The sequence below is a fragment of the Herbaspirillum sp. meg3 genome (assembly GCF_002257565.1).
In the GTDB taxonomy this organism is placed as follows: Bacteria; Pseudomonadota; Gammaproteobacteria; order Burkholderiales; family Burkholderiaceae_D; genus Herbaspirillum.
Genome location: NZ_CP022736.1, coordinates 3998187 through 4013077, shown reverse-complemented (window position 1 = coordinate 4013077; position 14891 = coordinate 3998187). Strand labels below are relative to the sequence as shown.

The 14891-nt window shown below is 55.9% G+C and carries 12 protein-coding genes; all 12 read left to right on the top strand.

All coding sequences use genetic code 11. The features are described from left to right. Window positions 1–67: 67 nt before the first annotated feature. The 12 genes from gyrA to hmeg3_RS17945 all read left to right on the top strand — a co-directional run bounded on the left by gyrA (window position 68) and on the right by hmeg3_RS17945 (window position 14888). Complete coding sequence (gene gyrA, locus hmeg3_RS18000) at window positions 68–2740, top strand: DNA gyrase subunit A (RefSeq protein ID WP_094564948.1); 2673 nt, start codon at window positions 68–70, stop codon at window positions 2738–2740. A 194-nt stretch (window positions 2741–2934) separates the two neighbouring features. Further along, window positions 2935–4032 carry a 3-phosphoserine/phosphohydroxythreonine transaminase gene (gene serC / locus hmeg3_RS17995; RefSeq protein WP_094564947.1) on the top strand — a complete coding sequence of 366 codons (1098 nt, stop codon included), beginning with the start codon at window positions 2935–2937 and terminating at the stop codon, window positions 4030–4032. 169 nt (window positions 4033–4201) lie between these two features. Then, window positions 4202–5275, top strand: coding sequence for a prephenate dehydratase (gene pheA, locus hmeg3_RS17990; protein WP_198361724.1), 1074 nt, complete (start codon window positions 4202–4204; stop codon window positions 5273–5275). Window positions 5276–5293: 18 nt separating this feature from the next. Beyond that, the gene (hisC, locus tag hmeg3_RS17985; protein WP_094564945.1) at window positions 5294–6400 is read left to right on the top strand and encodes a histidinol-phosphate transaminase; all 1107 of its coding nucleotides are present in this window, start codon (window positions 5294–5296) and stop codon (window positions 6398–6400) included. 12 nt (window positions 6401–6412) lie between these two features. Continuing rightward, the gene (locus hmeg3_RS17980; protein WP_094564944.1) at window positions 6413–7309 is read left to right on the top strand and encodes a prephenate dehydrogenase/arogenate dehydrogenase family protein; all 897 of its coding nucleotides are present in this window, start codon (window positions 6413–6415) and stop codon (window positions 7307–7309) included. A 142-nt stretch (window positions 7310–7451) separates the two neighbouring features. After that, window positions 7452–8783: a 3-phosphoshikimate 1-carboxyvinyltransferase gene (gene aroA, locus hmeg3_RS17975; protein WP_094564943.1), complete on the top strand. Its 1332-nt coding sequence runs from the start codon at window positions 7452–7454 to the stop codon at window positions 8781–8783. Between the two features lie 71 nt (window positions 8784–8854). Then, window positions 8855–9517, top strand: a complete 663-nt coding sequence (cmk, locus tag hmeg3_RS17970) for a (d)CMP kinase (RefSeq protein WP_094564942.1) — start codon at window positions 8855–8857, stop codon at window positions 9515–9517. Between the two features lie 186 nt (window positions 9518–9703). Next, the gene (rpsA, locus tag hmeg3_RS17965; protein ID WP_198361723.1) at window positions 9704–11419 is read left to right on the top strand and encodes a 30S ribosomal protein S1; all 1716 of its coding nucleotides are present in this window, start codon (window positions 9704–9706) and stop codon (window positions 11417–11419) included. A gap of 13 nt (window positions 11420–11432) precedes the next feature. Then, the gene (locus tag hmeg3_RS17960) at window positions 11433–11738 is read left to right on the top strand and encodes an integration host factor subunit beta (RefSeq protein ID WP_007876341.1); all 306 of its coding nucleotides are present in this window, start codon (window positions 11433–11435) and stop codon (window positions 11736–11738) included. 222 nt (window positions 11739–11960) lie between these two features. After that, window positions 11961–12293, top strand: a complete 333-nt coding sequence (locus tag hmeg3_RS17955; protein ID WP_094564940.1) for a lipopolysaccharide assembly LapA domain-containing protein — start codon at window positions 11961–11963, stop codon at window positions 12291–12293. Window positions 12294–12303: 10 nt separating this feature from the next. Continuing rightward, on the top strand, window positions 12304–13479 hold the full coding sequence (gene lapB / locus hmeg3_RS17950) for a lipopolysaccharide assembly protein LapB (RefSeq protein ID WP_094564939.1): 1176 nt from the start codon (window positions 12304–12306) through the stop codon (window positions 13477–13479). 32 nt (window positions 13480–13511) lie between these two features. Then, a complete protein-coding gene (locus hmeg3_RS17945; protein ID WP_094564938.1) occupies window positions 13512–14888 on the top strand; it encodes a UDP-glucose/GDP-mannose dehydrogenase family protein in 1377 nt (458 codons plus the stop codon). Window positions 14889–14891 lie beyond the last annotated feature (3 nt).

Sequence of the window (14891 nt, the reverse complement as noted above, 5' to 3'; positions counted from 1 at the left end):
TGGATGTTTTAGCCATGCTGTTGCGGGTCTGATTTAACAACCAAGATCAATACCTTTCGACTTGCCAATGGATCAATTCGCCAAAGAAACCATCCCCATTTCCCTTGAAGAAGAGATGCGCAAGAGCTACCTCGACTACGCGATGAGCGTAATCGTGGGTCGTGCTCTGCCGGACGTGCGTGACGGCCTGAAGCCGGTGCATCGCCGCGTGCTGTTTGCCATGCACGAGATGAACAATGTCTGGAACCGCCCGTTTGTGAAGTGTGCGCGTGTGGTCGGTGAAGTCATGGGTAAGTATCACCCGCACGGCGACGCTTCGATTTACGACACGCTGGTGCGTATGGCGCAGGATTTTTCGCTGCGCTACATGCTGGTCGATGGCCAGGGAAACTTCGGCTCGATCGACGGTGACGGCGCTGCGGCGATGCGTTACACCGAGTGCCGCCTCGACAAGATTGCCAACGAGCTGCTGGCCGATATCGAAAAAGAAACTGTCGATTTCGATCCCAACTACGACGGTAAGGAAAAAGAACCTTCGGTTCTGCCGACTCGCATCCCCAATCTGCTGATTAACGGTTCGTCCGGTATCGCGGTGGGTATGGCGACGAACATTCCTCCGCACAACATCACCGAAGTCATCAATGGCGCGCTGCACGTGTTGTCGAACGCCAATTGCACAATCGATGAGCTGATCGAGCTGATTCCCGCGCCGGACTTCCCGACGGGCGGCATCATCTATGGCGTCTCCGGCGTGCGCGATGGTTATCGCACCGGCCGTGGTCGCGTGGTCATGCGCGCGAAGACGCATTTCGAAGAGTTCGGCCGCGAAGGCCGCACTGCGATCATCGTCGACGAGCTGCCGTATCAGGTCAACAAGAAGGCGTTGCTGGAACGTATCGCTGAACTGGTTCGCGACAAGAAGCTGGACGGTATTTCCGATCTGCGCGACGAGTCCGACAAGTCCGGTATGCGCGTCGTTATTGAGCTCAAGCGCGGTGAAGTGCCTGAAGTCGTGCTGAACAATCTGTATAAGCAGACACAATTGCAAGACACCTTCGGCATGAACATGGTGGCGCTGGTGGATCGTCAGCCGAAGCTGCTGAACCTGAAGCAGATGCTGGAATGCTTCCTGTCGCACCGTCGTGAAGTCGTTACACGCCGTACTATTTTTGAACTGCGCAAAGCGCGCGAGCGTGGTCACGTCCTGGAAGGTCTGGCGGTTGCGCTGGCCAATATCGATGACTTCATCGCGATCATCCGTGCGGCTCCAACGCCGCCGATCGCGAAGACAGAACTGATGGCGCGCGCCTGGGATTCTTCCGTTGTACGCGAAATGTTGTCCCGTACCGGTGCCGAAAACACCGGCGGCATCAATGCCTTCCGTCCGGAAAATCTGCCGACGCATTACGGTATTCAAAACGACGGCCTGTACAAGCTGTCGGACGATCAGGCGCAGGAAATCCTGCAAATGCGTCTGCAACGTCTGACCGGTCTGGAGCAAGACAAGATCGTCAACGAGTACAAGGAAGTCATGGAGCAGATCGCCGACTTGCTGGATATTCTGTCCAAGCCGGCTCGCGTTACTGCGATCATCACCGACGAACTGAACGCCGCCAAGAACGACTTCGGCATCGGCGCCAAGGACGAGCGTCGTTCGACCATTGAACTCAACGCCACCGACCTCGGCACGGAAGACCTCATCACGCCGCAAGATCTGGTCGTGACCTTGTCGCACACGGGATACATGAAGTCGCAACCAGTTTCCGAATACCGCGCGCAAAAACGCGGCGGCCGCGGCAAGCAAGCCATGGCGACCAAGGACGACGACTGGATCGACCAACTGTTCATCGCCAATACGCACGATTACATCCTGTGCTTCTCCAACCGTGGCCGCATGTATTGGCTGAAGGTGTGGGAAGTGCCGCAAGGATCGCGCAATTCGCGCGGCAAGCCGATCGTCAACATGTTCCCGCTGCAAGACGGAGAAAAAATCACGGTCATTCTGCCGGTCTCCGGCGAGAACCGTACTTTCCCGGAAGACCGTTATGTCTTCATGTCGACCAGCCTCGGCACTGTCAAGAAGACGCCGTTGTCCGACTTCAGCAATCCACGCAAGGCCGGCATCATTGCGGTCGACCTCGATGAGGGCGACTTCCTGATCGGTGCGGCGCTGACTGACGGACAGCACGACGTCATGTTGTTCTCCGACTCCGGCAAGGCGGTGCGCTTTGACGAAAACGACGTGCGTCCGATGGGCCGTACGGCACGCGGCGTGCGCGGCATGAATCTGGAAGAAGGTCAGCAGGTTATCGCGTTGCTGGTTGCCGAGAATGAACAGCAATCCGTTCTGACGGCGACTGAAAACGGCTTCGGCAAACGTACGCCGATTACCGAATATACCCGTCACGGCCGTGGCACCAAGGGCATGATCGCGATCCAGACCAGCGAACGCAACGGCAAGGTCGTCGCGGCGACATTGGTTGAGGCCAGCGATGAAATCATGCTGATCACGACTGGTGGTGTGTTGATTCGTACCCGCGTCGCGGAAATCCGCGAAATGGGACGTGCAACACAAGGCGTGACGCTGATTGCAGTGGAAGACGGCACCAAGCTGAGCGGTCTGCAGCGTGTGGTTGAGTCTGATGCTGAAGAAGACAAGCTCGAAGACGATGCCGAAGGCGCAGTTGATTCCGAAGGCGGTGCTGCAGCTGCCGGAGAAGGCGATGCACCTGCGGAATAATCAGGGTTGAACAGAAAATGACCGGCTGATGGCCGGTCATTTTCATCCTGTCATTCTGTTGTGTTTGTTCAGTTCACTCTGCTTGTTCTACTTGTTCCGCGTGTTTCGCTGGTTTCTTCTGTCGTCTGTTCCTGTTTTTTCTGATCCTGTTCTTGTATTGTTGCTTCGTCTCTTCCTTATTTCTACCCTAGATCATGGTCTACAATTTTTCCGCTGGTCCAGCCGTATTGCCGAAAGAAGTATTGCAGCAAGCCGCTGACGAAATGCTGGACTGGCACGGTAGTGGCATGTCCGTGATGGAAATGAGTCATCGCGGCAAGGAATACATGTCGATTATCGAAGCGGCATTGCGCGATATGCGCGAGCTGTTTGCGGTTCCTTCCAATTACAAAATCCTGTTCCTGCAAGGTGGCGCCATCGCCGAGAACGCCATCATTCCGATGAATCTGGCGGCTCTGCGCGGCAAGCCCGGTGTTGCCGATTACATCAACACCGGCTCGTGGTCGACCAAATCGATCAAGGAAGCGCGCCATTATTGCGAAGTCAACGTCGCCGCCTCGTCCGAGGCGGAGAAGTTCGCCAGCATTCCTGCGCGCGCGTCGTGGAAGCTGTCCCGCAACGCCGCTTACGTTCACCTGTGCACCAACGAAACCATTGACGGCGTCGAGTACCAATTCACGCCTGACGTCGCTGCCGATACCGACAACGCTCCTATCGTCGCCGACATGTCTTCGCACATCCTGTCGCGGGCTGTGGATGTCTCCAAATACGGTGTCATCTACGGTGGCGCGCAAAAGAATATCGGCCCCGCCGGCTTGACCATCGTTATCGTGCGCGAAGACTTGCTGGGCCATGCCTTGCCGATCTGTCCTTCCGCGTTCAACTGGAAGATCGTCGCCGACAATGATTCCATGTACAACACACCGCCAACCTACGCGATTTATATCGCCGGACTGGTGTTCCAGTGGCTCAAACGCCAGGGCGGCGTGCCTGAGATGGAGCGTCGCAACATCGCCAAGGCAGACTTGTTGTACAACTATCTCGATAGCACTGAATTTTATAAGACACGCATTGCCAAGGATTGCCGGTCGCGCATGAACGTGCCGTTTTTCTTGCATGACGATGCATTGAACGAGATATTCCTGACCGGCGCCAAAGAGCGCGGTCTGCTGCAGCTGAAAGGCCACAAGTCGGTCGGCGGCATGCGCGCATCGATCTACAACGCGATGCCGATTGAAGGTGTTGAGGCGCTGGTAGGGTATCTCCGCGACTTCGAACAAACTCACGGCTGAGAGCGACCGACAAAGCACCGCTGGCGGCGTTGCGCCTCCTTGCCGTGCTAGCGCACTGTCTGCGTCGGCGCGCCTTGTCACCGGCGCTTTGTCAGCCGCTCTCCAAGAGCCGAACGGGAAGCTACTTCCTGCAAACGGCCGGAACAAGACTGAATCAGAAAGAACTATGATGAGTGACGATAAACTCTTGCCCCTGCGTCAGAAGATCGACGCTATCGATGCGCAAATTCTTGATTTGCTGAACCAGCGCGCTCGCGTCGCGCAGGAAGTCGGCCACGTAAAGGCCGAGACCAATGCGCCGGTGTTTCGCCCCGAGCGTGAAGCACAGGTCTTGCGCAAGGCTGCCGAGCGTAATCCCGGGCCGCTGCTGGGTACAGACATTCAAACCATTTTCCGCGAAGTCATGTCGGCCTGCCGCGCACTGGAAAAGCGTGTCGTGGTCGCTTATCTCGGTCCGGAAGGCACCTTCAGCGAACAAGCCGTGTATCAGCAATTTGGTCATGCTGTGGAAGGCTTGCCTTGCGTTTCGATCGACGAAGTGTTCCGCGATGCTGAAGCCGGTACGGCCGATTTCGGCGTGGTGCCGATCGAGAATTCTTCCGAAGGCGTAATCAACCGTACGCTGGATCTGTTGCTGCAAACCACGCTGCGTATCAGTGGCGAGATTTCGATTCCGGTACATCACAGCCTGATGACCAAAGATGGCGGCATGCAAGGCATCACGCGCATCTGCGCACACTCGCAGGCGCTGGCGCAATGCAATGCATGGCTGAATCAGAACTATCCGTCTATTGAGCGTCAAGCCGTGGCTTCAAATGCCGAAGCGGCGCGCATGGCCGGCGAAGATGTCACCGTTGCCGCCATTGCTGGTGAAATCGCCGGGCAGAAGTACAGTCTGCAAACCGTCAACGCGCATATTCAGGACGATCCGCACAATCGCACGCGGTTTGCCGTCATCGGTCGCCTGCAAACCGCGCCGTCGGGGCGTGATCAGACCTCCATCGTGCTGTCGGTGCCGAACAAGGCCGGCGCGGTTTACAACCTGCTGGCGCCGCTGGCCAGGCACGGTGTGTCGATGACGCGCTTCGAGTCGCGTCCGGCGCGCATGGGGGCGTGGGAATATTATTTCTACGTCGACCTCGAAGGTCACGAGCAAGACGAAAAAGTCGCCAAGGCGCTGGCCGAGTTAAAAGAGAACGCTGCTTTCTTCAAGCTGCTGGGCTCTTATCCTTTTACCGTTTAAGTCATCTGAAGGTTCATTATGTCCACACAATTTGGTCCGGAATATGTGCGCGCGCTCGCGCCCTACCAGGCAGGCAAGCCGATCGCCGAAGTCGCGCGTGAATTCGGCCTGGAAGAAAGCAAGATCATCAAACTGGCATCCAACGAAAATCCGCTGGGCATGCCTGAGTCGGCCAAGCTGGCCATGCAGCAGGCAGTCGCCGATATCGGCCGCTATCCGGATGCCAACGGCTTTGACCTGAAGGCGGCCATCAGCGCCAAATACAACGTTCCGCAAGACTGGATTACGCTCGGCAACGGCAGTAACGACATTCTGGAACTGGCGGCTCATGCCTTCGTGCAGCCGAAGCAGTCGGTGATCTACGCGCAATACGGTTTCCTGGTCTACGCACTGGCGACCCAGGCAGTCGGCGCGCGCGCAATTGAAGTCAAGGCCAAGGATTTTGGTCACGACTTGCAAGCCATGGCAGCAGCGATTGCTGACGACACGCGTCTGATCTATATCGCCAATCCGAACAACCCGACCGGCACCTTCCTGCCGCCGGCAGAACTGGACGCCTTCCTGAAGGCGGTGCCGCAGCATGTCGTTGTCGTGATCGACGAGGCTTACAACGAATATCTGTCAGCCGATCTGCAATATGAGTCGACCGACTGGGTGCGTACTTATCCGAATCTGATCGTCTCGCGCACTATGTCCAAGGCTTACGGCCTGGCCGGTTTGCGCGTTGGTTTTGCCATCGCCCAGCCGGGCGTGACCGATTTGCTTAATCGCATCCGTCAACCGTTCAATGTCAATTCGCTGGCGCAGGCAGCTGCGGTTGCTGCACTTAACGACAAGGCATTCCTGCAAAAGAGCGCCGAGATCAATGCTCAGGGCTACAAGCAACTGATTACGGCCTTCGATACGCTGGGACTGAAGTATGTGCCGTCGTTCGGCAACTTCGTGCTGGTCAAGGTGGGCGATGACGACGGCGCCGGTGCGCGCGTTAATCTGGCGTTACTGAAGCAGGGCATCATCGTGCGTCCGGTCGGTAACTACGGCTTGCCGCAATGGCTGCGCATCACCATTGGCCTGCCTGAAGAAAATGCTGCGTTTATCGACGCGTTGAAAGTCGTTTTGGGCTGAAGGCTGAGCATAGTGAAGAAAATTGTTGTCTTTGGCGTCGGCCTGATCGGCGGTTCGTTTGCACTGGCATTGAAAAAAGCGGGTGCCGTGGAGCATGTGGTCGGTGTCGGCCGTACCGAAACATCGCTGTTGCGCGCAAAGGAGTTGGGTATCATCGATGAGGTGAGCACCAACGTTGCCGACGCGGTGCAAGGCGCGGATCTGATCATGCTGGCGGCACCGGTCGCGCAGACCGGTACGATTCTGGCAAGCATCGCGCCGCATTTGCAGCCGGGTACTATCGTGACAGATGCCGGCAGCACCAAGGCCGATGTCGTTGCCGCGGCACGCGAAGCGTTTGGCGACAAGATCGCGCAATTCGTACCGGGGCATCCGATTGCCGGGCGTGAGCAAAATGGTCCGGACGCCGCCTTGGCCGATTTGTACGTGGGCAAGAAGACGGTGATCACTTCTTTGCCGGAAAACTCAGAGCAGGATATCGAGCGTGTGGCGCAAGCCTGGCAGGCCTGCGGCGCACTGATTCATCGCCTGAGCCCGCAAGAGCACGACGCCGTTTTTGCCTCGGTCAGCCATCTGCCGCACTTGCTGGCCTATGCACTGGTCGACGACATCGCATCGAAGCCGCATGCGCCGATTCTGTTTCAATACGCCGCCAGCGGTTTCCGCGACTTTACGCGTATCGCCGGTTCGTCGCCGGAGATGTGGCGCGATATTTCGTTGGCCAATCGCGCCGCTTTGCTGCACGAACTGGACGCCTATCTGGTTCAGCTGATTCGCATGCGCAAAATGCTGGTTGAGCGCGATAGCGACGGCCTGGAAAAAATTTACGCAAATGCCCAGCAGGCGCGGCACAATTGGTCTGTAGCGATCGAAACTGCCGAACGGCAAAACAAAGAGGGCGGCGACTGAGCGGCTTGCAAGTTGTTCGCGTTGCGGTAGTGGTCGGTGCTTGCTTTCGCGGCTCCTCTGCAGCTAATTCCGGGCCAGTCTTCTATTAATCTACTGTCAAGCGGTATCAATCCACTATCAACCTGGTGAGTCACGAATTCTCATGAAGCAAGCCTCCTATCCGCATCACATCGATCTGGCACCCGTCGCTCACGTACAGGGTACGGTTAAATTGCCGGGTTCCAAGAGTATTTCCAATCGCATTCTGCTGTTGGCGGCCTTGTCGCGCGGCACCACCAAAATCATGGATCTGCTGGCATCCGACGATACGCTTGTGATGCTCATGGCCTTGCAGCAGCTTGGCGTCAAGTGGGAGCAGATTGACGGCACGCAGGACTACATCGTGCACGGCGTGGATGGCGTATTGCCGGTTCACCAGGCGGATTTGTTCATGGGGAATGCGGGTACCGCGATTCGTCCGCTGACGGCCGCATTGGCGGTCATCGGCGGCGACTACACTTTGCACGGCGTGGCGCGCATGCATGAGCGCCCGATCGGTGATCTGGTGGATGCCCTGAACGACGTCGGTATGCAGATCGAATACACCGGCAACCCCGGCTATCCGCCTTTGCATATTCGTCGCGGCATGCTCAACGCACATCGCATGAAGGTGCGTGGCAACGTATCCAGTCAATTCCTCACGGCACTGTTGATGGCTGCGCCATTGATGGCCAAGACGGAGTCGATGACGATCGAAGTGATCGGCGAACTGATTTCCAAGCCTTACATTGAAATTACTTTGAACCTGATGCGCCGCTTCGGTATTGACGTTCAGCGCGACGGCTGGCAATCGTTCACGGTTGCCGCCGGGCAGCATTATCAGAGCCCGGGCACGATTCATGTTGAAGGTGATGCGTCATCCGCGTCCTACTTTCTGGCAGCTGGCGCGATTGCCGGCGGGCCGATCAGGGTGGAAGGCGTCGGCAAGGACAGTATTCAGGGCGATGTGCGTTTCGTCGAAGCGCTGCGCCAGATGGGCGCGACCATCACCATGGGCGACAACTGGATTGAGGCGTCGTCCAACGGCGTGCTGCAAGCCATCGATACCGATTTCAACCACATCCCGGACGCCGCCATGACGATCGCCGTGGCGGCCTTGTACGCCAACGGCACCAGCGTTTTGCGTAACATCGCCAGCTGGCGCGTAAAAGAAACCGATCGTCTGGCCGCCATGGCGACCGAGCTGCGCAAGCTTGGTGCGACCGTGGAGGAGGGTGAAGACTACCTGAGCGTGACGCCTCCCGCCCAGTTGACGCCTGCGACTATCGATACCTATGACGACCACCGCATGGCGATGTGTTTTTCGCTGGCCTCGCTGGATGGTGCAGCACGCCAGGGCACGCGCGTACGTATCAATGATCCGAAATGCGTGGCGAAGACTTTCCCCGACTATTTTCGGGTGTTCGAGCATATTGCCGAACAGACACTGATTTGAAGCGTCGTCATGTTGACTAAGAATGTGATTAACACTGTGATTGAAAATTTTATGAAGAAACGGGGATTCCTATGAATGCGGCAACTATTCCCGTTATAGCCATCGACGGCCCGACTGCTTCAGGTAAGGGTACGGTGGCGCAAAAAGTGGCGCAGCATCTCGGCTTTCACTATCTGGATTCCGGCGCCTTGTATCGGCTGACAGCCTTGTCCGCCATCCGTCGCGGTGTTGCCATGAATGACGAGCATGGTCTTGCCAAGAGCGCAGAGCACTTGCATTGCCATTTTGACGGCGGTCATATTTTTCTCGCCAATGAAGATGTGACGCAGGCGATCCGCGCGGAAGAAGTCGGTAATACCGCATCAAAAATTGCTGTTCTGGCAACGGTTCGCCATGCTCTGTATGGTTTGCAGCTGAGTTTCCGCAAGGCACCAGGCCTGGTGGCGGATGGTCGCGACATGGGTACGGTGATCTTTCCGCATGCTCCCCTGAAGGTCTTTTTGACCGCCAGCGTCGAAGCAAGAGCGCAAAGACGCTATAAGCAATTGATTGACAAGGGTTTTCCTGCTAATATGGAAGACCTCTCGAAGGATCTGAGGGAGCGTGATGCACGGGATATGAATCGTGCGTCTGCGCCTCTCAAGCCGGCGGAAGGGGCATATCTTCTGGATACTTCCGACATGACAGCTGATGAAGCGGTCAAGCAGGTGCTCAGCTGGTACGCGGCTTTATAAGCACTTGCGCAGTATTTTTAGCTGTTTTGTTTGTTGTTTCTGTAATGTCATTGGTGCTCTCCAGATGCAAAGTCCGGCGAGTGTTGATAAACCTAAACCCATTATTTATCGCCCTTTGCGTGCATCGTCAGCAGTCTGATTTCTGCAAATCGCGACCGGATATTGGCCAACACCTTTCTTAAATCTATGTCTACCACAACTATCCTGGCTCCTGGAGCCGCTGGCGCTGATGCATTTGCAGCGCTGTTTGAAGAATCGCTGTCACGTCAAGACATGCGTTCTGGTGAAGTCATTTCGGCTGAAGTCGTCCGCCTCGACCATAACTTCGTTATCGTCAACGCCGGCCTGAAGTCCGAAGCCTTCATTCCAATCGAAGAATTCAAAAATGACAACGGCGAACTCGAAGTCAACGTCGGTGATTTCATCTCCGTCGCGATCGAATCGCTGGAAAACGGTTTCGGCGACACTATCCTGTCGCGTGACAAGGCCAAGCGTCTGGCATCGTGGCTCTCGCTCGAAAAAGCGATGGAGTCCGGCGAGATCGTCGTTGGTACTGTCAATGGCAAGGTCAAGGGCGGTCTGACCGTTCTGACCAACGGTATTCGTGCCTTCCTGCCAGGTTCGCTGGTGGATACACGTCCGGTCAAGGATACAACGCCTTTCGAAGGCAAGACCCTGGAATTCAAGGTTATCAAGCTGGATCGCAAGCGCAACAACGTCGTGTTGTCGCGTCGCGCCGTCATCGAAGCATCGATGGGCGAAGAGCGTCAAAAGCTGATGGAAACCCTGAAAGAAGGCACTGTGGTTACCGGTGTCGTCAAAAATATCACCGACTACGGCGCGTTCGTGGATCTGGGCGGTATCGACGGCCTGTTGCACATCACCGATCTGGCATGGCGTCGTGTGCGTCACCCATCGGAAGTGCTCACAGTCGGTCAAGAGATCACTGCCAAGGTCCTCAAGTACGATCAAGAGAAGAATCGCGTTTCGCTGGGCGTCAAGCAACTGGGCGACGACCCGTGGACAGGTCTGTCCCGTCGTTACCCACAAGGCACACGCCTGTTCGGTAAGGTCACCAACCTGACAGACTACGGCGCATTCGTCGAAGTCGAGCAAGGCATCGAAGGTCTGGTGCACGTTTCCGAAATGGATTGGACCAACAAGAACGTCGCGCCTAACAAGGTTGTTCAACTGGGCGACGAAGTTGAAGTCATGGTTCTGGAAATCGACGAAGAGCGTCGTCGTATCAGCCTGGGCATGAAGCAATGCAAGCCAAATCCTTGGGATGATTTCGCGATCAGCCACAAGAAGGGCGACAAGGTCAAGGGCGCCATCAAGTCGATCACTGACTTCGGCGTGTTCATCGGCCTGACCGGCAACATCGATGGTCTGGTTCACCTGTCCGACCTGTCCTGGACTGAAACCGGCGAAGAAGCTGTCCGCCGCTTCAAGAAGGGCGATGAGCTGGAAGCTGTTGTTCTGGCAATCGACGTCGAGCGTGAGCGCGTTTCCCTGGGCGTCAAGCAACTGGAGGGTGATCCGTTCAACAACTTCGCTGCAATGAACGACAAGGGCGCACTGGTTAACGGTACGGTCAAGTCGGTCGAGCCTAAGGGCGCAGTGATCCAGTTGTCCGACGAAGTCGAAGGCTACCTGCGTGCATCCGAAATCTCCCGCGATCGCGTTGAAGATGCCGGTACACACCTGAAGGTCGGCGACAGCGTTGAAGCACTGGTCATCAACATCGACCGCAAGGCACGCAGCATCCAATTGTCGATCAAGGCAAAGGACAATGCTGAGACTCAAGAGGCAATGCAAAAGATGTCTTCGGACTCCAGCGCTGCTTCCGGTACCACCAGCCTAGGTGCACTGCTGAAGGCAAAGCTCGACAACAAGAACTGATTAGTCGAGCATAATGACCAAGTCTGAGCTGATCGCTCGCCTGGCTGAGCGTTATCCGCAACTTGTCGCCAAGGATGCGGATTACGCGGTCAAAACCATCCTCGATGCAATGGTCGATGCACTTGCAACCGGCCAACGTATCGAGATCCGTGGTTTTGGCAGCTTTGCGTTAAATCGCAGGCCGCCTCGTATCGGTCGCAATCCCAAGTCGGGTGACAAAGTGATGGTGCCGGAAAAGCGCGTACCTCATTTCAAGCCCGGCAAGGAATTGCGGGAGCGTGTCGACGCCATGGTGGGGCAACCCATCAAGGAAGACTAAGTTGTTGCGCCTGCTGCAGAGCAAGCGGGACTGTTGAGCGTAATGAGTGTAAATAGCGCTTAACAAATTAAACGGCATCTTTGGATGCCGTTTTTTTTCACGTACAATTTCACATCTGCCGTATCGGCGACCTGATTTTATTGTTTGGTTGTCTGTGCTGCATGCTGTACCTTATCGCCACACCGTTGCGGTTGGCCAATACATCAAAAAAGGATTAGCGCCATGAAGATAATTTCAAGACTGATTGCGGCCGTCCTCTTTATTCTTTTCTTTTTCTTTGCGCTGAAAAATACGCAAGAAATTACGCTCCATTTCTTCCTCGGCTATGAGCGTACCGATCCTCTGGTACTCGTATTGCTGGTCTGCTTTGTCGGTGGCGCCATTCTTGGTGTACTGGCCATGACGCCGATCGTGTTCCGCCATCGCCGCGAAGCATCCCGGCACAAGAAAGCTGTTTCGTCGCTGCAGAAAGAGCGCGAAGCTCAGCAACTGGCGCAGATTCAGCCGCCGCAGCCGGACAGTGTTGTTCCTGTTCCACCGCAGCATCTCATCTAAAAAGACTTTTATGGAATTTGAATTCTGGTGGCTGCTTGGCATTCCCGTCTTTTTTGGGCTGGGCTGGATTGCCGCGCGTGTCGATATCAACCAGTTGATTTCTGAGTCGCGTACTTTGCCGCGCGGCTATTTCAAAGGGCTGAACTTTCTTCTGAATGAGCAGCCGGACAAGGCGATCGATGCGTTTATCGAAATCGTCAAACTCGATCCGGAAACCGTCGACCTGCACTTCGCACTAGGCAACTTGTTCCGCCGTCGTGGAGAGACTGAGCGCGCAATTCGTGTTCACCAAAACTTGCTGGCACGCCCGGATTTGCCGGCGGAGCATAAAGCGCATGCGCAATACGAACTCGGGCAGGATTACCTGAAAGCCGGCTTGCTGGATCGTGCGGAAGAAACCTTCCATCTGCTCAGCGATACACAATACGGCGCACAGGCCGGACGCGCCTTGTTGGAAATTTATCAACGTGAAAAAGAATGGGCGCGCGCCATCAAGGCAGCGGAGACCTTGCAAGCCTCCGGCGCGGGCGGCCGGCAAAAAGAAATCGCGCAGTTCTATTGCGAACTGGCGGAAGACGAGTTGGTGCACACCAACCCCGATGCGGCCATGAACATGCTTGAAAAGGCATTGGCAACCGATCGCAAGAGCGTGCGTGCCAACATCTTGCTGGGTGACGTATATCTGGCCAAGGGCGATGTTGAAGCCGCCTTGCTGGCCTGGCGTCGCGTCGAACATCAAAGTGTGCCCCATGCTGCTCTGGTAGCGCAGCGTTTGCTTGATGGCTACCAGGCAGTCGGTCGTCTCAAAGAAGGTTTGAATTTGCTGCGTGCTTATCAGGCAGAAGCATCTTCCATTGATTTGCTGGAAGTGGTTTTCAAGGCTGTGTTGGAGCTGGAAGGCGTTGAGGCAGCCAATCAACTGGTCAGTGATGAACTGCGCAGGACGCCGACTTTGCTGGGATTGGATAAATTCCTGGAAGCTCGTCTGATCAATGCCCCGGCGGAAATTCGTCCTGAGCTGTCAGTTGTCAAAACGCTGGTACATAGTTACACGCAAAAGCTGGCTCGCTATCAATGCACACATTGCGGCTTCAAGGCGCGTCAGTTCTACTGGCATTGCCCCGGCTGCAATCATTGGGAAACGTACCCGCCGCGTCGTACTGAAGAATTGAATGTGATGAACTAGAGCGCGCATGCGCTTGCATCTGTAGGAATACTATGAAAATTACCATTATCGGCACCGGCTATGTCGGGCTAGTCACCGGCGCTTGCCTTGCAGAGCTGGGCAACGACGTGTTTTGTCTCGATGTCGATCAATCCAAGGTCGACATTCTCAATAACGGCGGCATTCCTATTCATGAACCCGGTCTGGAAGATGTTGTTGCACGTAATCGTGCTGCGGGCCGGTTGACGTTTTCCACCGATGTCGCCGCCAGCGTCGCGCATGGCGATGTGCAATTTATCGCAGTAGGTACGCCCCCCGATGAAGATGGATCTGCAGATCTGCAGTACGTTCTTGCCGCGGCACGCAACATCGGCAAGCACATGACTGGGTTCAAGGTCATCGTCGACAAATCGACGGTGCCTGTCGGCACGGCGGATCGCGTGAGCGCTGCTATTCAGCAAGAACTGGATCCGCGTGCTACCAAGGATGCTTCGTTTTCGGTGGTGTCCAATCCTGAATTCCTCAAGGAGGGCGCAGCGGTCGAGGATTTCATGCGTCCAGATCGTATTGTCATCGGTCACGACAATACGCCGGAAGGACAGCGTGCCTATGCGACGATGAAAAAGTTGTATGCACCGTTTAACCGCAATCACGAGCGTACCTACTGGATGGATGTGCGTTCTGCTGAGTTCACCAAGTACGCTGCAAATGCGATGCTGGCGACGCGCATCTCTTTCATGAATGAGCTGGCCAATCTCGCCGATAAAGTGGGTGCGGATATTGAAGCGGTACGTCACGGCATCGGCTCTGATCCGCGCATTGGCCACAGTTTCCTTTATGCCGGTTGCGGTTATGGCGGCTCTTGTTTCCCGAAAGATGTGCAGGCGCTGGAGCGCACAGCGCGCGACTACGGGCAGGAGTTGCATATCTTGCGCGCGGTGGAGCAAGTCAACAATAACCAGAAGCATGTACTTGGCAAGAAGGTTGTGACGCGTTTTGGCGAGAACCTGCACGGCAAGCATTTTGCAATCTGGGGGCTGGCGTTCAAACCGAACACCGACGACATGCGTGAAGCTTCGTCGCGCGTCTTGCTCGGTGAGCTGATCGAGCGCGGTGCGACGGTTGCCGTGTACGATCCGGTCGCCATGAAGGAAGCTAAGCGTGTCCTGGCATTGGATTTTGCCGACAACAAGGATGCGTTGTCCCGCATTCGTTTCTGCGAAAGTCCGGTGGATGCACTGCAAGACGCAGATGCCTTGGCTATCGTGACCGAATGGAAGGCGTTCAGAAGCCCCGACTTCGATCAGCTCAAGAGCAAGCTCAAGTCGCCGGTTATTTTCGATGGCCGCAATTTGTTTGAACCGCAAGTGATGTCCGATATTGGTATCGAATACCACGGTATCGGCCGTTCCATTTTGACCAAGGTCTAAGTT

Bases quoted from the DNA above. Each gene is read 5' to 3' on its own strand.
- gyrA (WP_094564948.1), top strand. From the start codon at position 68: ATGGATCAATTCGCCAAAGAAACCATCCCCATTTCCCTTGAAGAAGAG.
- serC (WP_094564947.1), top strand. From the start codon at position 2,935: ATGGTCTACAATTTTTCCGCTGGTCCAGCCGTATTGCCGAAAGAAGTA.
- pheA (WP_198361724.1), top strand. From the start codon at position 4,202: ATGAGTGACGATAAACTCTTGCCCCTGCGTCAGAAGATCGACGCTATC.
- hisC (WP_094564945.1), top strand. From the start codon at position 5,294: ATGTCCACACAATTTGGTCCGGAATATGTGCGCGCGCTCGCGCCCTAC.
- aroA (WP_094564943.1), top strand. From the start codon at position 7,452: ATGAAGCAAGCCTCCTATCCGCATCACATCGATCTGGCACCCGTCGCT.
- cmk (WP_094564942.1), top strand. From the start codon at position 8,855: ATGAATGCGGCAACTATTCCCGTTATAGCCATCGACGGCCCGACTGCT.
- rpsA (WP_198361723.1), top strand. From the start codon at position 9,704: ATGTCTACCACAACTATCCTGGCTCCTGGAGCCGCTGGCGCTGATGCA.
- hmeg3_RS17960 (WP_007876341.1), top strand. From the start codon at position 11,433: ATGACCAAGTCTGAGCTGATCGCTCGCCTGGCTGAGCGTTATCCGCAA.
- hmeg3_RS17955 (WP_094564940.1), top strand. From the start codon at position 11,961: ATGAAGATAATTTCAAGACTGATTGCGGCCGTCCTCTTTATTCTTTTC.
- lapB (WP_094564939.1), top strand. From the start codon at position 12,304: ATGGAATTTGAATTCTGGTGGCTGCTTGGCATTCCCGTCTTTTTTGGG.
- hmeg3_RS17945 (WP_094564938.1), top strand. From the start codon at position 13,512: ATGAAAATTACCATTATCGGCACCGGCTATGTCGGGCTAGTCACCGGC.